This is a genomic window from Clostridium sp. CM037 (assembly GCF_055081095.1).
The window spans coordinates 2,930,020-2,951,785 of record NZ_CM143650.1; the positions used below are offsets into that span (position 1 = coordinate 2,930,020).

23 protein-coding genes and 2 pseudogenes are annotated in these 21,766 nt (G+C 32.7%); 9 read left to right on the forward strand and 16 right to left on the reverse strand.

Features of this window, described 5'->3' with window-relative positions; translation table 11 throughout:
• Positions 1-706 precede the first annotated feature (706 nt).
• From ACWJKP_RS14155 to ACWJKP_RS14170, 4 genes are all read right to left on the reverse strand, one after another.
• Complete coding sequence (locus tag ACWJKP_RS14155; protein WP_462961224.1) at positions 707-1,435, reverse strand: hypothetical protein; 729 nt, start codon at positions 1,433-1,435, stop codon at positions 707-709.
• Positions 1,428-2,354 carry an ABC transporter ATP-binding protein gene (locus ACWJKP_RS14160; protein ID WP_462961225.1) on the reverse strand — a complete coding sequence of 309 codons (927 nt, stop codon included), beginning with the start codon at positions 2,352-2,354 and terminating at the stop codon, positions 1,428-1,430. Before ACWJKP_RS14160 ends, ACWJKP_RS14155 begins: the two co-directional genes overlap by 8 nt.
• Positions 2,332-2,481 (reverse strand): hypothetical protein, encoded by a 150-nt coding sequence (locus ACWJKP_RS14165; RefSeq protein WP_462961226.1) that lies wholly within the window; start codon positions 2,479-2,481, stop codon positions 2,332-2,334. The genes ACWJKP_RS14160 and ACWJKP_RS14165 overlap by 23 nt, the downstream gene beginning before the upstream one ends.
• A 158-nt stretch (positions 2,482-2,639) precedes the next feature.
• Positions 2,640-3,359: an ABC transporter ATP-binding protein gene (locus ACWJKP_RS14170; protein ID WP_462961227.1), complete on the reverse strand. Its 720-nt coding sequence runs from the start codon at positions 3,357-3,359 to the stop codon at positions 2,640-2,642.
• A 224-nt stretch (positions 3,360-3,583) separates the two neighbouring features.
• Between ACWJKP_RS14170 and ACWJKP_RS14175 the strand changes: the two genes are divergently transcribed.
• A complete protein-coding gene (locus ACWJKP_RS14175) occupies positions 3,584-4,258 on the forward strand; it encodes a response regulator transcription factor (RefSeq protein WP_462961228.1) in 675 nt (224 codons plus the stop codon).
• Positions 4,255-5,331 (forward strand): sensor histidine kinase, encoded by a 1,077-nt coding sequence (locus ACWJKP_RS14180; RefSeq protein WP_462961229.1) that lies wholly within the window; start codon positions 4,255-4,257, stop codon positions 5,329-5,331. Before ACWJKP_RS14175 ends, ACWJKP_RS14180 begins: the two co-directional genes overlap by 4 nt.
• 299 nt (positions 5,332-5,630) lie before the next feature.
• Here the strand turns inward: ACWJKP_RS14180 and ACWJKP_RS14185 are convergent, their stop codons facing one another.
• The 3 genes from ACWJKP_RS14185 to ACWJKP_RS14195 form a co-directional block, all read right to left on the reverse strand.
• A complete protein-coding gene (locus ACWJKP_RS14185) occupies positions 5,631-6,140 on the reverse strand; it encodes a Tn3 family transposase (protein WP_165415015.1) in 510 nt (169 codons plus the stop codon).
• 58 nt (positions 6,141-6,198) lie between these two features.
• Positions 6,199-6,513: a hypothetical protein gene (locus ACWJKP_RS14190; protein ID WP_165415014.1), complete on the reverse strand. Its 315-nt coding sequence runs from the start codon at positions 6,511-6,513 to the stop codon at positions 6,199-6,201.
• 298 nt (positions 6,514-6,811) lie between these two features.
• A complete protein-coding gene (locus ACWJKP_RS14195) occupies positions 6,812-8,572 on the reverse strand; it encodes a reverse transcriptase domain-containing protein (protein ID WP_224578852.1) in 1,761 nt (586 codons plus the stop codon).
• Positions 8,573-9,728: 1,156 nt separating this feature from the next.
• On the opposite strand from ACWJKP_RS14195, the gene ACWJKP_RS14200 reads away from it, so the two are divergent.
• The 3 genes from ACWJKP_RS14200 (at position 9,729) to ACWJKP_RS14210 (ending at position 12,008) form a co-directional block, all read left to right on the forward strand.
• Positions 9,729-10,211: a DUF2975 domain-containing protein gene (locus ACWJKP_RS14200; RefSeq protein ID WP_165415061.1), complete on the forward strand. Its 483-nt coding sequence runs from the start codon at positions 9,729-9,731 to the stop codon at positions 10,209-10,211.
• Positions 10,212-10,692: 481 nt separating this feature from the next.
• Positions 10,693-11,307, forward strand: coding sequence for a DUF2812 domain-containing protein (locus ACWJKP_RS14205; protein ID WP_165413968.1), 615 nt, complete (start codon positions 10,693-10,695; stop codon positions 11,305-11,307).
• A gap of 290 nt (positions 11,308-11,597) precedes the next feature.
• A complete protein-coding gene (locus tag ACWJKP_RS14210; RefSeq protein WP_165413969.1) occupies positions 11,598-12,008 on the forward strand; it encodes an alpha/beta hydrolase in 411 nt (136 codons plus the stop codon).
• A gap of 310 nt (positions 12,009-12,318) precedes the next feature.
• Here ACWJKP_RS14210 and ACWJKP_RS14215 read toward each other — a convergent pair whose 3' ends face one another.
• A complete protein-coding gene (locus tag ACWJKP_RS14215; protein ID WP_462960723.1) occupies positions 12,319-12,621 on the reverse strand; it encodes a hypothetical protein in 303 nt (100 codons plus the stop codon).
• A 359-nt stretch (positions 12,622-12,980) separates the two neighbouring features.
• On the opposite strand from ACWJKP_RS14215, the pseudogene ACWJKP_RS14220 reads away from it, so the two are divergent.
• A pseudogene (locus tag ACWJKP_RS14220) lies at positions 12,981-13,088 on the forward strand (C45 family autoproteolytic acyltransferase/hydolase); the annotation flags it as partial.
• Positions 13,089-13,231: 143 nt separating this feature from the next.
• Here ACWJKP_RS14220 and ACWJKP_RS14225 read toward each other — a convergent pair.
• The 4 genes from ACWJKP_RS14225 to ACWJKP_RS14240 all read right to left on the reverse strand — a co-directional run bounded on the left by ACWJKP_RS14225 (position 13,232) and on the right by ACWJKP_RS14240 (position 15,963).
• Positions 13,232-14,101, reverse strand: coding sequence for an SPL family radical SAM protein (locus tag ACWJKP_RS14225; protein WP_165413971.1), 870 nt, complete (start codon positions 14,099-14,101; stop codon positions 13,232-13,234).
• Positions 14,102-14,136: 35 nt separating this feature from the next.
• Positions 14,137-14,406 carry a YoaP domain-containing protein gene (locus ACWJKP_RS14230; protein ID WP_462961230.1) on the reverse strand — a complete coding sequence of 90 codons (270 nt, stop codon included), beginning with the start codon at positions 14,404-14,406 and terminating at the stop codon, positions 14,137-14,139.
• 152 nt (positions 14,407-14,558) lie between these two features.
• On the reverse strand, positions 14,559-14,999 hold the full coding sequence (locus ACWJKP_RS14235; protein WP_165413972.1) for a GyrI-like domain-containing protein: 441 nt from the start codon (positions 14,997-14,999) through the stop codon (positions 14,559-14,561).
• A 67-nt stretch (positions 15,000-15,066) separates the two neighbouring features.
• The gene (locus ACWJKP_RS14240; protein ID WP_462961231.1) at positions 15,067-15,963 is read right to left on the reverse strand and encodes a helix-turn-helix transcriptional regulator; all 897 of its coding nucleotides are present in this window, start codon (positions 15,961-15,963) and stop codon (positions 15,067-15,069) included.
• Between the two features lie 283 nt (positions 15,964-16,246).
• On the opposite strand from ACWJKP_RS14240, the gene ACWJKP_RS14245 reads away from it, so the two are divergent.
• Positions 16,247-16,738 carry a hypothetical protein gene (locus ACWJKP_RS14245; RefSeq protein ID WP_462961232.1) on the forward strand — a complete coding sequence of 164 codons (492 nt, stop codon included), beginning with the start codon at positions 16,247-16,249 and terminating at the stop codon, positions 16,736-16,738.
• Between the two features lie 232 nt (positions 16,739-16,970).
• Here ACWJKP_RS14245 and ACWJKP_RS14250 read toward each other — a convergent pair whose 3' ends face one another.
• Positions 16,971-17,570, reverse strand: coding sequence for a sugar O-acetyltransferase (locus tag ACWJKP_RS14250; protein WP_165413975.1), 600 nt, complete (start codon positions 17,568-17,570; stop codon positions 16,971-16,973).
• A gap of 91 nt (positions 17,571-17,661) precedes the next feature.
• On the opposite strand from ACWJKP_RS14250, the pseudogene ACWJKP_RS14255 reads away from it, so the two are divergent.
• Positions 17,662-17,754: pseudogene (locus ACWJKP_RS14255) on the forward strand (MerB-like organometallic lyase SaoL); the annotation flags it as partial.
• Positions 17,755-17,914: 160 nt separating this feature from the next.
• Here ACWJKP_RS14255 and ACWJKP_RS14260 read toward each other — a convergent pair.
• Positions 17,915-19,117: a NupC/NupG family nucleoside CNT transporter gene (locus ACWJKP_RS14260; RefSeq protein WP_165413976.1), complete on the reverse strand. Its 1,203-nt coding sequence runs from the start codon at positions 19,115-19,117 to the stop codon at positions 17,915-17,917.
• 384 nt (positions 19,118-19,501) lie between these two features.
• Between ACWJKP_RS14260 and ACWJKP_RS14265 the strand changes: the two genes are divergently transcribed.
• Positions 19,502-20,824: an IS3 family transposase gene (locus ACWJKP_RS14265; RefSeq protein ID WP_462961233.1), complete on the forward strand. Its 1,323-nt coding sequence runs from the start codon at positions 19,502-19,504 to the stop codon at positions 20,822-20,824.
• Positions 20,825-20,952: 128 nt separating this feature from the next.
• On the opposite strand, the gene ACWJKP_RS14270 is transcribed toward ACWJKP_RS14265, so the two are convergent.
• Together ACWJKP_RS14270 and ACWJKP_RS14275 are read right to left on the reverse strand one after the other, a co-directional pair.
• Positions 20,953-21,288 (reverse strand): cupin domain-containing protein, encoded by a 336-nt coding sequence (locus ACWJKP_RS14270; protein WP_165413977.1) that lies wholly within the window; start codon positions 21,286-21,288, stop codon positions 20,953-20,955.
• A gap of 156 nt (positions 21,289-21,444) precedes the next feature.
• Positions 21,445-21,699, reverse strand: a complete 255-nt coding sequence (locus ACWJKP_RS14275) for a hypothetical protein (RefSeq protein WP_165413978.1) — start codon at positions 21,697-21,699, stop codon at positions 21,445-21,447.
• Positions 21,700-21,766: the final 67 nt, after the last annotated feature.

Below are 21,766 nucleotides of genomic sequence, written 5' to 3' on the forward strand. Positions count from 1 at the left end.
TTTCTTATTTCTGTTGGTTTACACCATAGTAGCTTTTGCTTTTTCTAACGTTCCTTTACCCTCTAAAGAGTTGTATCTTCCTTACGGTCGACCTACCATTTCCATGGACTCCATAGGGCTTATCAAGTTTGACTTCCATTAGTTGCGAATGGGTTAGGTCTAATCAATACACCGACAGATATTTGGGTAGTTGCATATGCACGTCCAAAGTTGCATTTTCCTATCTGTAATGCAATATCTAATCATATCCTATCTATTGCTGCCGTTAACGACGCTTAATCATAGACCTTACCATTCTTTCCCTTGCCCATGACCATCTTGGATATTAGATAATCAATTAGGCTTTTCCTCATGCAACCCACCCCAGAGTTACTTCTGACGCAGTTTCAGATGGGAATGTCTTTACTACTAAGACAGCAGATTACTCTGCACTAATATTATTACAAGAAGAAGCCACTTCTTGTCGCACTTAGGCATCCGGCTCCCCATATGAACCAACTATCACATAAAACATAACATTTATTCGCTGGTTGTGGTAAGGATTTTATAAACTCAATTGCCATTTGGATTTTACTCATGTTTTCTTTATCGTAGATTGCAATTTTGGAATCTTTTCAAAGTCTTTAACTATTTTTATTACTATCAAGAAATTTCAACATTAGGATATAATTCTTATTACAAATACATTTTTTAATATTAATTGTTTCTATAAGGGTAAATCTTTTTTTTGAAATGAAATCGAACCGACTGTATAAGTAATTACTGCTATACAAAGAAGAAGACATATTTTCCATATCCATGCATTCCCCCCCGAAGTGATACCCTCTACATCAAATAAAGATACTATTGTAAAATATTTAAAGCTATCAAATCCTTTAACACCAGAGTCTGAGAACATTTTCAGCATATTAAACATCATAAATATTATACAAATTAATCCGCCTGAACTTGTAGCATTTTTGGAAAGATTAAATATTCCTGAAAACATAAAACAGATTCCGCCCAATGCAGCTACACATACAAATGCACCAAGATTTAGTTCAATAACTGTTTTTAATGCAATACTGTCTTGAATAACTACACTAGTAATGGTATGAACAAGTGTTGTAGATAAAAACATTACCGACAGCGAAAGAAGCATAAATATTATTTGTGTAGATGCTACAGTTGAACGTTTTGTCGGTGTTGAAAGTATATATGCCATTGAACCCTTGTCAACCTGTGCTGCAAGAAGTTTATTCGCTGTAACCATTACATAAATAGTAGGAAGTACTATACCAAGCATGCCGTAAAACATTGTATCAACCAATCCTGAACTAGCAATTCCTTCCATGGACGTAAGCTGTAAAAGAATTAAATCCATAATAACTGTCATAACAAGCCAAATTCCCCAATTTGATTTTATTGACTGCTTAAATAATGGTAAACTAAACATTTTTATTTCCCTCCTGTATCTTTATTTCCTTTTCAATAATTTGTGTATAATAGAATTCCAATGTATATGGGATATATTTGATATATCGTATGTTGTATTTTGCAAGTTCGGCAAACAGTTCATTTATGTTGCCATCATCTACAAACAGCATTAGATGTTTATAGTTATCATTCTTACGATGTATCTTAAATTTTTTGCTGTTTGCAAATTTCTCATATTCATTTGTATCCTCAAATCCAACCTTGTAGATCTTAGCCATGTCTGGATCACGCATTGACCTTTCTACAAAATTTATAAAATGGCCATTATGTATGAATGCAACAGCATCACATGTGGCTTCCAGTTCCTTAAAAATATGACTGCTCATGAATACTGTCTTACCTAAACGCTTATGTTCAAGAATAAGCTCAATGAGCATATCCCTCATAAGAGGATCAAGCCCAGTAGATGGTTCATCCAACAAAAGAATATCTGGTTTTGACATAAATGCTGCAACTAATGCAGTTTTTTGCTTCATCCCCTTACTCATTCTTCTAAGTTCTGCATCTGTATCAAGTTTAAACATATCTATAAGTTCATTAGTATATGTCATATCTTTTATACCAAGAAATTCTGCCTGGAGTTTTAAAAATGTAGTCCCAGTACCAACGTCAGGAAAATCAATTTCACCAGGAACATAACCTATAAACTTCTTAATCTCAAAAGCGTCTTTCCATGCATCCATGCCAAGTATGGAAACATTGCCCTTATCAGACTTTACGAATCCCATCATACTACGAAGTGTAGTTGTTTTTCCACTACCGTTTGTTCCTACAAGCCCATATATCTGGCCTCTCTTAACGCTAAAATTAAAATCGAAGATTCCTCTTCCATTACTGTAATCCTTGGTAATGTGTTCAACTTTTATGATTTCTTCCACTTTTAACACCTCCAAACGTTTTATCATTCTTATAGAAATGCATAAAAAAATCTTCAAGACTTATAGAAGCCTCTGAAAACCCAGTAACATTGTATTTTGCAATCGTTTCTAGGAATTTATTTGTCATTGCATCTTCCATAACTATTACAACTTTATTAGATTTATCATTTTTATAAGTTATTTCAAATCCTTCATTTAAAAAATGATTATATTCATCCTTTGTTTTGAGAATGACATTAAATTCTTTCCTTAATCCATGTTTTACATCTATTGCATTAAGAATTGTTAATATCTTTCCTTTTCATCATGAATAAAATTAATAAACTCTTCTTGCATAACTGGATCCAGACCACTTGTGGGTTCATCCAAAAGTAATACATCAGGATCACCCATAAAGGCTGCAATAACAGCCAGTTTCCTTTTTTCCCCTATACTCATAAGTTTCACATTTGGTGAAGGATCCATATGAAATCTGTCTATAAGATACTTAATTCTTTCATCATTATTTCCGTTTTTACGTAATCCCTGCATCATTTTTATGAACTGCCATCCTGTTTGTCCATCAGGAAGTGCAACTTCACCTGGAAGATAACCTACATGCTTCAATATTTCACTATACTTTTCACTGCAGTTCATTCCTAATATTTCTGCGGTTCCACTTTGCGGTTTTGAAAATCCCATAAGCTGTCTCATCGTTGTAGATTTTCCTGCACCATTTGGCCCAAGAAAACCTAAAGTCTCACCCTTTGAGACCTTAAAACTAACATCATATATTCCTCTTCCATGACCATAATCCTTAGTCAAATGACTTACTTCTATATATTCCAAATTTATTTTCTCCTTTCCTGAAGGGTCATGCCGTTCATGCCCGCTAATTTTTATTATTCCAACAGCTTGCTTTTTTTTACATTCTTTATAGATCACATCATAATAAAGCAATCTCAACATTCCACAATGAGGTTTGATGCCCAATTCATGATATGGATTTGGAAAACAAATCCTCATGACAATTCTTTCAAAATGGCAACATTTTCTCCGTTCCTATAGTTTCTTTGTACATTATTTAGTTTGAGTTCAACATAGAATTCACTTCCTTTTGCGTTATATGCATTAGTTTACTAGATAAATATCAACTGAATATCAACAAAAATCACAATTTCTGTTGATATTCAGTTGATATTTTAGAGTCATTATTTTATGCTATACTTATATAAATGGAGGTGTTCATAATGGTCAGAATATTAGTTGTTGAAGATGATACAAACACAAGAAAACTGATGTGCGCAGTTTTAAAACAAAATGGATTTGAAACATTGCAAGCGAATGATGGTGTAGCCGCACTTGAAATTATGGATAAACAGCACGTTGATCTTGTTATTCTGGATTTAATGATGCCAAACATGGGCGGATACGAGCTGACAAGACAGCTTCGACTATCGTGGAAAAACCTGCCGATTTTAATGGTGACAGCAAGACAGGCTCCGAAGGACAAACGACAGGGTTTTATTGCTGGCACAGATGATTATATGATCAAACCCGTTGATGAGCGGGAAATGGTGCTGCGCATCAAAGCGCTACTCCGCAGGTCACAAATATCAAGTGATCATAAGCTCACTATCGGCGAAGCAGTGCTTGATTATGATACGCTTACCGTATCCCGTGAGCATGAAGTGTTTACACTGCCGCAAAAGGAATTTTACCTTTTATTCAAGCTGCTCTCATACCCAAACATGATATTTACCCGTTTACAGCTCATGGATGAGATATGGGGAATGGAATCCGAAACCGATGACCACACACTTAATGTGCATATTAACCGCTTAAGGGACAGGTTCAGGGATTGGACGGAGTTTGAAATTATAACGGTGCGCGGGATCGGATATAAAGCGGTTAAAAAGGTATGAAACACCAAAATGTAATCAAAAAAAAGTTGAACCTTACCACCTCACTAGTATTGTTTGTTTTTGCAGTCATGATATCAGCACTCATGTTGACTATATTCATTATGATGGTATTTCACCATATAGGTTTGCTTTCATTATCAAACACCGACAGTACGAACATACGCGGAGACAAACTTTACGGATTTTTATTTGCACTAATCGGGTTCTGTATTTTTCTTGGAATAACAATCACCATTTTTTTTAGTAAAAAAGCGCTGGGTCCCATCCGCAAAGTGATTGACGCCACACACAAGATCGCCGAGGGTGATTTTAGCCCTCACCTGGATATCAAAGGCGTCGGCGAGTTGGAAGAATTATCACAGAGCTTCAATAAAATGATACATGATCTGTCATCCCTCGAAATGCTCCGCAGGGATTTTGTCAATAACTTTTCCCACGAATTCAAAACACCCATTGTATCCATCCGAGGTTTTGCCAAGTTGCTTAAAAACAGTAATCTCAGTGAGGAAGAAAAACAAGAATACCTTGATATTATTATTGCTGAATCTGAACGTCTGGCGGAACTTTCCACCAATGTTCTTAATCTGTCTAAATATGAATACGTTGAAATCATTTCAGATAAATCCCTATTTAGACTGGATGAGCAGATCAGAAGGTCAATTATTATGACAGAACCGAAGTGGTCTGTAAAAGAGATTTTTGTAAATGTAGAACTGGATAAAGTGATTTTTAACGGAAACGACGACTTAACACAGCAAATCTGGATTAATCTGTTGGATAATGCAGTCAAATTCTCTTATCAGGGAGGACTTATCAGTGTAAGTCTTTTAAATTCAACCGGTGGCATCCGGTTTTCCATTCAGGACAATGGAGCCGGTATGGATGAACAGACTAAAGCTCACATTTTCGATAAATTTTATCAGGGCGATACTTCTCACTCCAAAGCGGGAAATGGCCTGGGTCTTGCCATTGTAAAACGAATTGTAGAGCTGTTCGGCGGTACCATAGAAGTGCAGAGCGAACTTGGAAAAGGTAGCATATTTACCATTTTACTGCCGAATGAAAGAGTATAATATAGCTGATCATCTTGGAAATTATTTTCTCTTGTCATTGAGACCATTGGTTATATAGATAATGTTACAATAAATATTTTACTATACATTAAAAATAAAATAATTTTAAAGTAAATAATGTTCTATCATAGTAAGTTACTTTTACCTGATGTGCAATATTCTTAACTGTAAATTTTCTTCTTCATTATAGTATCCATATGATACTATAATGGGGTAGTGCTCGCAATTTGTGCAAAAGTCCCATTAAGAAAAAACAGTTACCATAAATTCAATAATTGAAATAGGTAACTGTTTTTTTATTAGATTGCTTTTAATGGTCTCATATTATTTACTAAATCATAATCATAATTATCATCAAAACTATACTGTCCAATAAAATTTATATGTTCCCATCCTAAAGGAGAAATATGCTTCATATATAATTCATTAACTTCTTCTGTTTCTTTTAGTTTCTCAATAACTTTAGGTAAATATAATGTATTCCAAAGAGTTATTGAATTTATAATCATGCTGAGAGCAGTAGCTCTTTGTACTTGTCCTTGAATATCTTTATCATAAAGCATTCCGTGTTTTCCAAAAAATAAAGCTCTAGCCAAAGCATTTATTGCTTCACCTTTATTTAATCCCGTATTGATTTTTCTTCTGAAATTCTCATCCGAAAGATAATCTAATATGAAGATTGTTTTTTCTATCTTTCCAATTTCACTTAATGCCTTCGCTAAACCATTTTGTCTTGAATAGGAGCCTAATTTACTCATTATTAATGATGCTGATACTTTACCTTGTTTTATTGAATGGGCAAGTTTCAATATATCATCAAAAGTGGATTATAAGATGCATTTAAAGTTTCAACTCCTGTTCTAACTCTTACACCATCAGATGCCCAATATCTAGCATAAGGTTGCTTATGCTTCCTTTCTTTAATTTGATTACTAAGTTATTCAAATTTTCATCTAGGTTTTTCCTATAACTTTCTTTAGTTTCCTTATCTATACCCGCAGAGGCCGAGCCATTCAGTCTATTGAATGATTCTGTTAAAGTATTCTTGTTCATTAAATAAGCCAATGAACAGAATTTTGCTTCTTTATTTCTGCGAGCTACTTGTGCTATGCTTACAAGTTTTGTTCTCACTGTTATTCCAGTTCTAAACCTGGGCAGTGTTTCTCTTTTAAGCGATTTCATATGTTACTCTCCTTCCTTCCTCCGGAATTACCCGTTATCTTTAGTACTATGAGAGTATCCGACTTCCTACTAGCATTTGCGTTCCTTACTTCTTCAGTTTGTACTGCATACTTTTCATTTGAAAAGACCAAGTAGGATCTCCCCGAGTTTCCGTATATTCTCAATGTTTAGCTAGGTAGGGCCTCTGACTACGGATGCGTTTATTTGCACTCGCTTTAACGCACAAATAAATGTTGCTTTCCACGTACGTGAACGTTTCTGCCACATCATTGACCAACTTTTCGAAGCTCAATACCATTCACTGCTGGGTTACCATGAGAATAGGTAAAGCTCCGATATTTTTACCTCGGCTTTTTCCCCTCTCCCAAACTGTACGGGTAAACGTATCTTTGCCGTTTTTACCACGTGGTGTTTTATGGTGACAATGATATTCTTCAACAGACACAAAATCGCCCGACAAATAGCTTTTACCTTTGCAACTACTATATTTGCTAATTCTAAACTCACAATACTTACTGCTCTCATTTGACCACTTCGAATTTTCTACTAGATATTTTATATCTTCCAGTGAAACTCCAGGTTTATGATTTTTCTTTTCTCCATAATCATATGGGTTAGGCCTAGTTACTTTACCTCTAATAGCATGTGTTAGATTACTATCCCAATTAGCCCAACCTATCTGCACTATAGGAATTTTACTACTTCCATACAAATAGTATCCAGTTTTACCCCAACTATTATATTTTCCATTCATAAAGTTATCCTTAAATTCTTGATTAGTTGTAAATGTAGTTTTATCCTCCATTGTGTTATAAAATTTCTTGTAAATCCGCCATCCTAGCTTTCCAAAGCTTTCGTTAAATTCATTCATCCCTCTAAAATAGTTATGTAACCCTATTATATAGATATTCCAAGCCATTATGTTTTCATATTTAGGTTCTTTCTTAATCTTACTCAACTTTATTCTACATTCATTAACAATTATATCTGCTTTATCTTCTGGTAAGTCATTGACACAATGCATATTTCTAGTCTTATTATATTTATTATTCACTTTCCTTAAACTAAAGTTATATCCTAGATATTTCATTTTATCATTATTCAAATCATATATTTTCGTCTTATTTTGATTGATTTTCAATTTCAAGTTCTTTGTTAAGTACCTATTTACGCTATATTTAAATTTTTCAGCGTGATATTTACTTTCACAAAGTATAAGTATATCGTCAGCATATCTTACATGAATACCAATTTTCAAATTAGTATATCTCATATTTCTTCTACAGTTACCATTACTATTAACAAACTTTTTCGTACTCTTATCATGCCAATCATCACCTTGGTCTCTTAACCAAACGTCAAATCTATGCAAATAAATATTAGATAGTAAAGGTCCTAATATACTTCCTTGTGCACTTCCTTTAGGGTCATATATCTTACACCCTTTTTCAAAGTATCCTTTTTTAATGAAACGATATATATAATTCAAAATCACTTTATCTTTAATACCGATACTCCATAACTCTCTATACATTACATCAGCATCTAATGTTCCAAAATAGTCTTCCATATCAACTGATAATACATAAGGCATAGTTGTGCATTGATTTTTAACTTTAGCTATTGCATTATGTGTAGATACTTGCTCCCTAAATCCAAATGAACTAGGAACAAATTTAGTTTCGCAGTACGGTTCTAGAACTAATTGTATACATTTCTCAACTAGTTTGTCCCACACACTGCAAATACCTATTGGTCTTCTCTTTCCATTCCCCTTAGGAATATACACTCGTTTTACATAATCCATTTTCTTGTTATATAGTCTCTCTCTAACTATTACTGCTAGTTCACAAAAACATCGTTCCGTTAAAGTATCATAGTTTGAGCCATCAGGGCCTTTTGTCATACGACCTTTACTTTTCCCTAATTGTCTTACTGCTAACATAACATTCTCTTCCGAGCAAACTAATTCGTGCAGTTTACGCATATCTATTCTATTATTCTGGAAATTTTCAAATCTTTTTTTCATATCTACATAATAAATATTGTTTGTACTCATAGGAGTCTCCACCTCCTTTCTGTACGAATAGTCTCTTTCATCTAATTTGGCGAATTAGAATTTACAAAAATAATTTTATACACTAAAACGTCTAAGGCCCTTTCCTTTACCACATTTCTTGATATGATATCCAAGCGGTACTACGGCCCCTCTGTTAACCTATTAATATTCTTTCTTAGCTTACCCTTTCGGTGCAACTAGTCCTCAAACATTACAGAATCGACTTATTAATCCTTATCCGTTAGGTCAATCACCTTTACCGATATATTTTCCTTAAATATTGCACTTAGAACTCCTCTTTACTCCGTTTTTCTCAGTTCTTACCTGGTTAGGTTTTACACCTAATCTATAACCACCATAAGGCTATCCTCCATCTGTACCCAGGTATATACATTGAAGTAGAAAAATTAATTCAACCTCCCATCTGAACTAGGGATAGGCATCATTGATTACGAAATTTAACAACAAGGAAATTATATTCATATGCAACAGTACCCGAAGTGTGACTTTACAGCCAGTGTCTCCGTCTTCACCTATGCTTCGCAACATTACATTACTGCAACGCTGGCAGGAGTATTAGTAAGCCTCAGTATCCATAAGATTATTGGCTCCTATGCCGGACTCGAAAATATCAGTTAACTAACAGAAACCATTTCTTAAGTAACTATTCTATCAGCCTAGAAAGCTTATCATCACTACTACACAACGTTTTCGCTAACTAAAAAGGTCGCACACCCAGTCAATTCTACCTCGCTAACTTTCTGTCTACGCTTAAAATGTTACGTTACCGCAACATCTCTAAGACTCGATACAAAGCGATTTGCTAAATCTTACCTTGACAGGATTCCCACCTGCTAGAATATACGCCCTGTCGGGACGCACCACGTATGTCAGCTGTACCCGAATATAAGGTAGTCCAATATCGGACTACCTTATTGTCACAATTAAAGAATATTATAGCTAACTAAAATCTAACTTACAATTTATACAGGCAAAACTTATTTTATTTTTGTCAAAATTAAAAGGATATAATACAACAATAATAATAATATAATAAAAAGCGATATCAATATATTGTAAAACGATATCAATATATTGTAAAACGATAAATTATGTGTTAAAATCATTTTAGAATAAAGTTAGTGAGGTGCTTTAAATGAATGTTAAACATGGTTCAACCACTTTCTTAAAGGTAATTATTTTTCTGATTGGAATTGCGGTGCTTGCTTTGTGTATCTTTTGGTTACCTAGGCTAGCCATTAGAGAACCAAAAGCACATCCAAGGGACTACTCGCTATATCCATTATTAGGATATGCTTATGGATGCTGTATTGCGTTTTCTGTTGCATTGTATCAAGCTTTTAAACTATTAACCTATATTGAAAGGAACAATGCTTTCTCCGAGTTATCACTTAAATCTTTGAAGGTCATAAAGAAATGTGGTTTAACAACCATCTTCTTCATCGTGTTAGGGATAGTAACCTTAAAGGTAATTGCTAAAGTCTCAGGGGATGACCCAGCAGGTCCTATATCATTAAGTCTAATGGGTATTTTAGCAACAAGTATCATCACCGCTATTGTGGACGTGCTTCAAAAACTATTAAAAAATCTTCTAGATACAAAACCAGAAAATGATTAACGTTTTGATAAAATTCAATTAGTGATGTTCTTTTTATGAATCAAGTTACGACACACTTTTTAAAGCTAGCTGCTATTTTTATAGGAATCCTAGTTCTTGCATTGTGCATATTTTTGGTGCCTGAGCTGGCTTTTTCGGTGATTTGACGGTCTGAGGTAGCACATTTTTAGGTGAATATACTCATATCAACATTATTGTCTAACAGAGCCTAAATTTTATATACAAATATATTATATAAAATTGAATATATTTCCTTAAAAAAATTATAACGCATGTATTTTTTTGTTAATACATGCGTTATTTCCATTAAATATTGTGCTATTTTAAGTGCTAAAGATCAGTAGAAAGTGAAGATAAACGAAGAAAAGTGTATGTGCTTACTGATGAGGGAAAAGAGGTATTAAACCTGGAGATTGCTAGAATGAGGCATTTAATAAATATCTCTCAAAATGTAGTTTAATAGTAGAAGGGAGCAAAAATCATGAGAAAATTTAAGACGTTCGTAGACATGGATAAAGAGGAAGAATACTTAAATGAAATGGCTGAATGTGGATTTGTGCTTAAAAAATATAGTTTTTTTGGAGTTTATACCTTTGTTAAAGAAGATTCTGTAGATTTACATTATAGAGTTGATTATCGTGTATTCAAAAGTAAAAGACAATTTGAGGAGTATAAAATTTTATTTGAAGATGCTGGTTGGGAGCATGTTTCAGGAACACGATTATCATTATCAGGAGGACAATATTTTATTCCTAAGTTATCAAATATAGGTTTGTCGGATATTTTTTCAGATACAGAATCAAAATTGGCAAGATACAAAAGATTTATTGATCAGTGTATTTGTAGTTGTGTGTGTATGTTAGTTTATATGTTTAGTTTAAAAACCAATAATTTGAGATACTTAACACCTGGACTATGGGAGAAAAATGGAGATGACTTTTGGAGAGCTTTTATTTTTGAAACCCCAGTTGTAATTTTACGATTTCTGCCTTTTATAATTCTTCTTATATTATCAATAATATACGGTAATCGGGCCTTTAGAGCAAAAAAAATGTACAATGAAAGTCTAACTGAAAATAAAAACAATTGTTTATAATGTTAATAATTAAAGGAAAAAGACATGAAATTTAATTTTCACGTCTTTTGTTTTTCCCATTCCTAATATGTAAAATATTTTTTATTTTAAACAAACGAGCACATCCCAAATATCTAAACTATATTTTTCCTAATTAAAACCCTCTTCATTTTAAAGTCATTTAATGAACAATAAATTACCATTATGAACCAACTTATAAGTAAAGTATACCATTATGTACCATATATCACTATTATTCAGAGTAAATTCAAATATAATATGTATAAAAATGGGAGGTGGCCCGTTTTTACATGAATGGTTCCCGTACACCAAAAAGGCAAGCCATATTTACCTTCGGAAATATCATAGTTAAAGAAATAATTCCATGGGTCAGAGATAATTATAATATTTCTACTAAAAGTTCTGAGTCCATAATCGGTGAATTTAGTTTAGGTGGGTTAGCTGCGGCTTACTTAGGATTAAAACATTCTGAAGTTTTCGGTAACGTGCTTTCTCAGTCTGTTTCCTATAGTTATTGCCCAAAAGGTTATGAAATCCAGTGTTGGCTAGCTACCCAATACGAAGCAATAGATAAATTACCTTTAAAGTTTTATTTGAATGTAGGCGTTATTGAACTTAAAGAACAGATAATTTATACAAATGTAAAATTAAGAAATGTACTACTAAAAAAAGGCTATACGGTTGACGGGGAGAAACTTTAGCAAATGGTTTAATTTCACTCATTGGAATTAAATAGGATTTTATAATAAATATCGGAAATTTATTTTGCCTAATTAATATGAAATTTATGATTTCGTGCAAAAAAATTAAAAGGTCAAAGAAGTTAAATTGGGTAGTTTTGCCTATCCCGCCAAAAAGGTATATTAGCATATTATAAATAACCTACAACAAGGTCCAGCGTACCTGTAAGCCCTAGTTATCATAGATGACAAAACCATAAAAGGCGTATCACTTTGTTAGGCGCCTTTTAAGAATGATGTGCATCAGTAAATTTATATAATAACAGTTAAATTACCATAAATAATCAATAATCTTAGGTACCGATGATACAAGAATTACACCTATAATACTCACTAAAACAACTTTAATTAAGTCTCTTTTTACATCCTTTTTATTTTTATCCATTAGTACACCTATGACTATCCCAAGAAGCATACCCAATCCAGCTCCAATAGCTATATTATTAAATAGTACTCCAAATGCTGCCCCAAATGCTAATCCAATTCCAATTCCAGCACCAAGATAATAATTCTGTTTATCTTGTTTTTCATTATTATTGGGATTCTCATTATTAATATTATTTTTATCAGACATATTTAATCAACTCCTTCTAACCTCAACTTTTGTTACTGCACATTATCTAACAACTGCGTCGTAACTCTTATACATAATATTATCATTATTTATCACACTTTGTAATAAATTTTTACAATCAATATGATTTTAGTAGATTAATAGTGCTAAAAGTAGTAAAAGCATGTACCCGAAATGGATATAATGCATGTTTAGCGCCACAAAATGGACAAACCAAAGTCTCTGTATTAATTGAGCTTACATATTCATCAAAGACAGTTATATCATTTTTAAAAGAAATTTTCTTAAAATACTTGCATAATATCGAAAATAATCTTATCATAATAATAGTTTCATAAAGCTATATTTTGACTCACTACACCGTTTGGTCGTCAATTTATGATTTAACAAACAATAGAGTTTACAGGGTTGAGGGCAACCCCTCAAGAAAGATATTTAAAAACGATAAACGAATGAATCTTAATTAATATATTTCAGATCCACACATATTAACATGTGATGGATCTGTTTTCTTTCCTTACATGCCCAAAATAGTCCAGAGTATCCTTTCATAAAGTCGATATTTACTAATATACAAAACTGGACGAGCTAATCTAGTCCGCCCAGTTTATCAAAATAAACTAATCTGATCATTTGAATTTTTATCTTCGTATGAATTCAAGTAGGAAAAAACATTATCTACTCCCACTAAAATACTATGTTTTTTACATTCGTAATACAAAATTTTCATAAGTTTACTGTGGTTATCGCTGTGACACTCATAAGAATTACCAAACGTTTTAATATACTTTTGCTTCATATAGGGGAAACACTCATCTAATTTTTCATAAAAATATTCTCTATTTCCCTCACGCAACGTTAACCCAATTCCAAAACACATAATCCCATAAACCTTTGCTTCAATACAGTAATCTAATAGTCTTTGGAAATTTTCTTCGCTGTCATTTATGAATGGCAAAAATGGTGATAACCAAACCACCGTAGGAATTCCATTTTCACTCATTATTTTCAAAGTTTCAAAACGCTCTTTTGTAGTTGAAACGTTAGGTTCTATGGTGCTACACAACTTTTCATCAGATGTAGTTAAAGTCATCTGCACAACACATTTTGATTTTTTATTTATACTTTTAAGCAAATCTAAGTCACGTAAAATTCTATTTGATTTAGTTAATATAGAAAGTCCAAAGCCGTACTTATCTATGATTTCAAGGCATTTGCGAGTATACAAAAGTTCTTCTTCTACGTGAATATATGGGTCACTCATAGCACCTGTACCAACCATACATTTTTTTCGTTTGCGTTTTAATGTCTCTTCAAGCATTTGGGGTGCATTTCTCTTAATTTCAATATCACAAAAATCATGTTTCATATTGTAACAGCTACTTCTACTATCACAATAAATGCACCCATGACTGCAACCTCTATATATATTCATTCCGTTTTTAGGCGAAAGAATAGATTTGTATTCTTGGTAATGCATTAAACCACCCCTAAATCTCTTAATCAAATAATTCCTTACAAACCCTTTTCAGTTAATATCTTTTCAAACTTTTTCTCTGACAGTATTTCGTTTGTCAGAAATTCACCATTGTAAAACAGACTATATGTGGTAAACGGAGCAGGAGCATTTTGTGCTTGCTCCGTTGTTTCAAAGAGGATACTCTTGAACGGAATTCCTTTTTGCTTTGCCACATTTTCAATAAGTGGAACATGCTTAATTGTAAAAGGACATTGATTTGAGTAATACAAAACAAATCCTCGCTCTATAATTTGTGGTGTTTTCACATGAGGTTTGAACTGGGGCTTTGATATATTTTCTTTAAAAGGTAAATATAAAAGTTCATAAAATGGTTGTGATGTATCAGCGAGAAGAAATCCTTTGTTAATGTTATAATCTCCATATTATCACACTCCTTTCACACCCACTAAATTGGATTTTATTTTAATGCAATGTAAATATCAATGTCTGCATTCTCCCAATCACTGTTATGATATTCCTCGAAATCTCCAGTAAAACTTCTGTTCAAGTCCATTTTCCAGATTTCGCCCCAAGCCTCGGCAACTACTTTTTCCATATGTCCGTGTACTGAAAACTTTGCATATTTTCCTGCAGGAATAATTTTTACAGCCAGTTCATCATTCTCTGGTTTTGAAACCTCATTGCCTGCAGTCACACAATATTGGTCATTTGAGTAGTCAGAATAAAGTCCAATAGCGTACTCATTAATCTTATTTTTGATTGCAGGATTCACTCCACCTTGATATAACTTTTCCCAAAGTCCACCAATAACTGCACTCATTTTAGGATCACTGTTACTAGTAATTGCGCTAACACCGACAACTGTTTTTTGCTCTAAATTTACCATTTCATAATTCATTTTTAATAACCTCCATTTATTTGATAAGGCTATTATACGACACTTACTCTGACAACTGTATGTCATATTATAAATAGTTTTTAAGAGTATTTTGAAGCTTTGTTTTCACATCAAGTCTAACTTCTTCAGTAGATAACACTTCACAATCCTCGCCAAAAGAAGTGATATAGTTAAAAATCAAATCTCCCTTTGGAAAAATAATTTCTGCAATAAAACTACCATCTTCAAGCTGTTCAAAAGTGTTAAATTCATCATATATACGATAAGCCATCTTTTTTGATAGTTTGAGCGTTAGTGTAATAAAATCTTCTTTTAACATATCTTTTTTACTAAACACTTGTGTGGGTGGTCGTTTATGAAAAGTTTCATCAAGAACAGATAACGATTTCATTCGTCTTAACTTGAAAAATCTATTATCGCACCTTGTTTTGCAGTATCCGTACAAATACCAACTTTGTCCTTTAAAACACAGTTTTAGAGGATAAACTTGACGTTTTGTATTTTCACCCTTGCCACTAGAATAAGAAAATGAAATGGTATTTTTACTCAGTATCGCAGATTTCAAGTTGCAAAACAGCTCTTTTTCTTCTTCTGCATTATGCCAAGATGTAAAATCCACCTCAATCCAGTCTGTATTAGTTTCCCCAAATAAACTGCTTAGTTTTTCAAGTGCGGTATCTGTTTCACTAAGATTGACTGAACTTACAGCCTTTAAAGAAGATATAATATTCGCTTTCTCTTTCTCAGTTAAAACAGCTTTGTTAAGCACAAAATCAGATAAAAGAGAAATTCCTCCTCCTTTACCTTTGCTCATATATACAGGAATTCCCGCAGAGGACAGCGTTTCAATGTCACGATAAATTGTCCTTGTTGATACTTCAAATCGCTCTGCAAGCTCCTTAGACGTTACTGTTTTTTTATCAAGCAGGATATATACGATTTCGAATAATCGGTTAATTTGCATTTTATCACCCTACTTTAGTATACACTTATAATATGACACCATCAAGTCATATTATAAGTGATATATAACTCAGCATGGTTAAAAGTTACCACATCCCCTCTGTTAACCTATTAATATTTTTTCTTAGCTTACCTTTCGGTGCAACTAGTCCTCAAACATTTTAATACTAGATAATTAATCACAATATATCTTTATCTGAATAACATAGAGTAGCAGTTAGAAAAACTGATACTGCTAGGAGGTAAAACTATGTATAGTTATTGGCACGCTGATATGAGCGAATATGATAAACAACAACGTAAAAAGTCCCTCATACACGATTGTAATGAATGTAAAAGACTCGAATGGAATGAGTGTAAAAGACATGATTGCGATGAATGTAAAAGACACGAATGCAATGAATGTAAAAGACATGAATGCGATGAATGTAATAGACGCGAATGCAATGAATGTAAAAGACACGATTGTAATGAATGTAAAAGACACGAATGCAATGAATGTAAAAGACACGATTGCAATGAATGTAAAAGACATGAATGCGATGAATGTAAAAGACACGAATGCAATGAATGTAAAAGACACGATTGTAATGAATGTAAAAGACATGAATGCGATGAATGTAAAAGGCACGAATGCAATGAATGTAAAAGACACGATTGTAATGAATGTAAAAGACACGATTGCAATGAATGTAAAAGACACGATTGCAATGAATGTAAAAGACACGAATGCAATGAGTGTGATTGACCATCTTAAAAAATTTGGCAAGTTATAAATGTATTCATAAATAAGACCTATTATTCTATTTATGAATGATTGATATAGATAAGGCCTGTAAATAATTTTGTGTAAACAGAATAAAAAGTACTCTTTCTTGGCAATAATTGAGATAAGCTAATTATCAAAAATTGCAAGGAGGAGTATTTTTATGTCAAACATTTCGAAAGATATTTATCAATTGCTATCTAGCCGGTGTTATTTGTAAACACCTATTTTATAGGGGTATTCTATTTATTAAATTTTAAAGTTTTAAAGTAGTATTTCTTATCTTCCTCTGTAACTTCTCTTATTATTTTACAAGGATTACCTACAGCTATAGAATTAGATGCAATATTTTTAGTTACAACGCTACCAGAGCCAATCACTACATTATCACCAATAGTAATTCCTGGATTCACTATAACACCGCCTCCTATCCAAACATTATCGCCTATATTAATTGGAAATGCATATTCAAGTGCTGCATTTCGAGGTTCAAAATGAATAGGATGACCTGCAGTAAAAAGGCTTACGTTTGGTGCAAACATAACATTATCACCAATTGTAACCTTAGCGCAATCTAAAATAGTACAATTGTAGTTACTATAAAAATTTTCTCCAATAAAAATATTATATCCATAGTCACATCGAAATGGTGATTCTATATGGAACCCATTTCCAACTACACCTAATAATTTTTTTACAATTTCCTTTTGCTTCTCACATTGACTTGGGCGTAGAGTGTTATAGTCAAATATCATTTCTTTTGCATATTGGCGTTCAGATGATAGTTCTTCTTCGAATGCTTTATATGGTTTCCCACTTAACATTTTTTCCTTTTCTGTCATAAACTCTTCCCTCCATATTCTATAACGTCTAAAAATCGCATTTTCTTTTATTATTTTACCATATTTGCTAATGCCTTACAACCGCTCTGGAGATATCTTTGTTGAGATAAAAAATGGGCAACTTGCTAGTTATAGTCCAGAGCTTACGCATGTACTCCATGTAGATTTGAATAAAAATCAAAACTAGTCAGGAAGCTGCTGAAAAAAACTTCAATTTACAAAAAAAGATATGGGCTTCATTTTAAACTATGAAGCCCACATCTTTTTTTATATTATTATTTTATATAACTAACTTTGTAACTGCTTGTTTTAGAAACATTGACTCTCATCATTGTTATAATATTTTAAATTGCAATAATCAAGCCTACAATTAATGCACTTAATACACTTACACAGAAACCACCTATCATCCCTCTAAAAGCAAGTTTTGATAGTTGTCCTCTCTTATCTGGACAGAATACTGATATTCCTGATACACAGATTCCCATACTTGATATATTTGCAAAACCTGTTAATGATACTGCAAGCATAAGTCCTGTTCTATAATCTAATGTGCTTATTACTTTACCAAGTTGTCCAAATGCTACAAACTCATTTAACGCCATCTTACTTCCAAGTAATTGCCCTGCAAGTAATACTTGGTCATTCGGAACACCCATTAAATAACCTATTGGTGCAAATGCATATCCGAGTATTCCTTCGAGTGATACTCCAAAGATTCCAAGGAACCCATTAAGCATTGCAACTAGTGCTACTATTGCTATAAGCACTGCACCAATTCCAAGAGCCATATTAAGTCCTGCAGATGCGCCTTCTGAAATAGCTGATATTAAGTTTTCATTATCACCCTTATTATCTATTTTTAAATTATCTATTTCACTCGCCACTTCTACCTCAGGAATTAATATTTTAGAAATAATTATACTTCCGAGTGGCACTAATGTACTACCAATTAAAAGATATTCCATAGGTATTCCAAGACCAACATATCCCATTATTACACTAACCGACATACTACCCATACCTGATACAAGCACTAGCATTATTTCACTTTCAGTCATTTTAGGTAGATACTTGCTTACAAGTAATGGTGAATCTGTTTGCCCTAAAAACATATTTGCTACTGCCACAAAACTTTCTACCTTGCTTGTTCCAATAACTTTTCCTATCGCCCCACCTATTATCTTAATAATAAACCCTAAAACTCCTAGATAAAATAAAGCTGAAACCAATGCTGATACGAATATTATGTTACCTAATACTTGTATGCCAAATACCATTCCTGTTGGTGCTTTGCCGTCTGCTAATGATCCAAATACAAAATTTAGTCCCTCACTACCATAGTTTAAGACATTACTAACCCCATCCGATACATTTTGTATAATTACTCTTCCCAATGGAACTTTAACTAATAAGATTGCCACTACAAATTGTATAGCAAATGCCTTAATAATTAATTTTTTATTAAGATTAGCCTTATTATTTGATACTAGATATAAAACACCAAATAACATTACAATCCCTAATAAGTTTCTTATTATTATCATAAATTATTACCCCACTCTCTCCTTACTCTTATATGATTTTATTAATTATTGATAATTTAACCCTTTAGAAATCTTCAAAAAAATAACAAGTTAATGCGCTAGTCTATTTTCAAGATGCTTTATTAGTTTATTTTATACAACCATTTTTAAAATCTTACACTTTATTATACCGTAGGATAGTAGCTAGTAGTATCTTTATTTAAATAATTTGTCGAATTTAATAAAATAGATTAAGTTTCTTAAAAAATAGGATATTGCTTTAGAATTCCTAAAAACAAAAGCACTAAAAACTAATTAAAATGGATCCTATATGATAGACACTAAAAAAGTCTATTCATATGGGATTTTTTTTTGTACAATTAAATTAGAAAGGTTGTGAGCATTATGAGTAAAAAAGTATTTACTAATGAACAAATTTTAGCGCTCTCAAAAAACAGATATATTAAACGAGTTAGTGAAAAAGGAATTACATATACAGATGAGTTCAAATCCTTATTTGTAGCTGAGCATATAATGGGGAAATTATCGTCTCAGATTTTTCAAGATGCAGGGTTCGATATAGAAACACTTGGTAATACTAGAATCAAGTCTTCTAGTAAGAGGTGGCGCAAGGCTTATAAGGAATCTGGCGAATTAGGCCTTAGAGATACTAGAAAATTCAGCAGTGGACGCCCACTTAAACGTGAATTAACCCTAGAAGAAATAATCACAAGAAAAGATGCTGAGATTGAATACTGGAAGGCAGAAGCAGAACTATTAAAAAAAATCGAGCTGCAAGAAAGGCAGGTGAAAAACGGTAGTTTAAGGATCTCTTCAATTTTTGCACTTATTCAGAACATTCTCTCTAAATCTAAATATAAAAATATGATTAGACATCTATGTGGTGTAATTGGAGTATCAAGATCAGGTTATTATAATTACCTAAAATCAGAATCTACACGTAATATTCGAGAACAAAGAGATTTACAATTAAGGAAAATAGTTCTTAAGGCATTTGAACATAGGGGTTACAAGAAGGGTTCACGTTCTATTAAGATGGTACTCGAGCAAGAGTTCAATTTAATTATTAATAGAAAATGTATTCAAAGAATTATGCGTAAATATAATATCAAATGTCCAATTAGGAAAGCAAATCCTTATCGTAGGATGATGAAAGCAACTCGAGAACATACTGTTGTACCAAATCTTTTAAATAGAAAATTCAAACAGGACATAGCTGGAAAGGTTTTGTTAACGGATATCACTTATATGCCATATGGAGCTTCTTGTATGGCTTATTTATCAACAATTAAAGATGCTTCTACAAACGAAATACTTTCATACCACCTGTCTAAGCGCATTACATTAGATATTGCAACGGAAACGATTGAAAGATTAATTAGACGTCATAAGAAATTATTGACTTCAGAATCGTTTATACATTCTGATCAAGGGGCTCATTATACCAGTCCCAAATTTCAAAAACTACTTAAAAAATATAAACTTGGACAGTCAATGTCTAGAAGAGGAAACTGTTGGGACAATGCCCCACAAGAATCATTTTTTGGTCATATGAAGGATGAGATTGACTATAAAAGTTGTGATACATTTACTGATTTACAGAATCTAATTGATAATTATATGGATTATTATAACAACTATAGATATCAATGGGAATTAAAAAAGTTGACTCCTGTACAATACAGAAATCAACTTTTAGTTGCATAGTCTTTTTTAAATGTCCTTGACATAGGATCCATTTTAAATCAACAGAAAAGTTTTTAGTGCTTTTTTTTTAATTAAACTAACATCTATTATGTCCACCACATAACTGCCATTGCTACAACCTTAATTATTTAACCTTTTATCACCGTTAAAAGCATTTGGAATCTTGCGCGAGCTTCAAGTCCATGAGGAACATTAGAAGGCATGATTATTGTTTCGCCTGCCTTAACATTGAAAATATCATTATCGATGGTAATTTCCGCTTCACCATCTAATACTTGAACCATAGCGTCTCCAGGAGTTACGTGGGTGCTGATACCTTCTCCTTTATCCAATGAGAATAATGTAATACTCACAGATGGTGTCTGCGCAATCGTTCTACTTATAACCTGGGCCTCTTGATAAGATATTAAGTTCTTTAAATCAATTACTTTCGAGAATTCTATATTTTTAATTAAGCTTTTCATGCTGTTACCCCCTTAAATTTCTTGATTACAGTATATTACTATTAGTGATAAAAGTCCGTAACTTACGTTACCTTTTATAATAATTATCCGCAGTTGCAGTCTCCTTCAGAAAATTTCCCGGGGTATATTAACAAATTGCGGGCACAATTTATTTTGCTAACTTTCTTCTACATGATCAATATAGTCAGCATTTTTCAATTCAGATAAAGCATCTTCTACTGATATATCATCTATGATTCTGGCAGTAAGAATCAAACCTCTCTCCATATCTTCATCCCACTGAAAATCAGTCATCACGGCATCAATGCCTAAATTTTCAGCCATGTCTTTTGCACTAATCGTATCACGGTTATAATTTTCAAGCCCCTCTTCTGTTATTGTAACTTCATAAATTGTACTTTTCGTTGACATTTTATACACCTCCATAGCACATAATATTTTTTAACCTACTATATATATAATGTTCTACAGAAGTTTT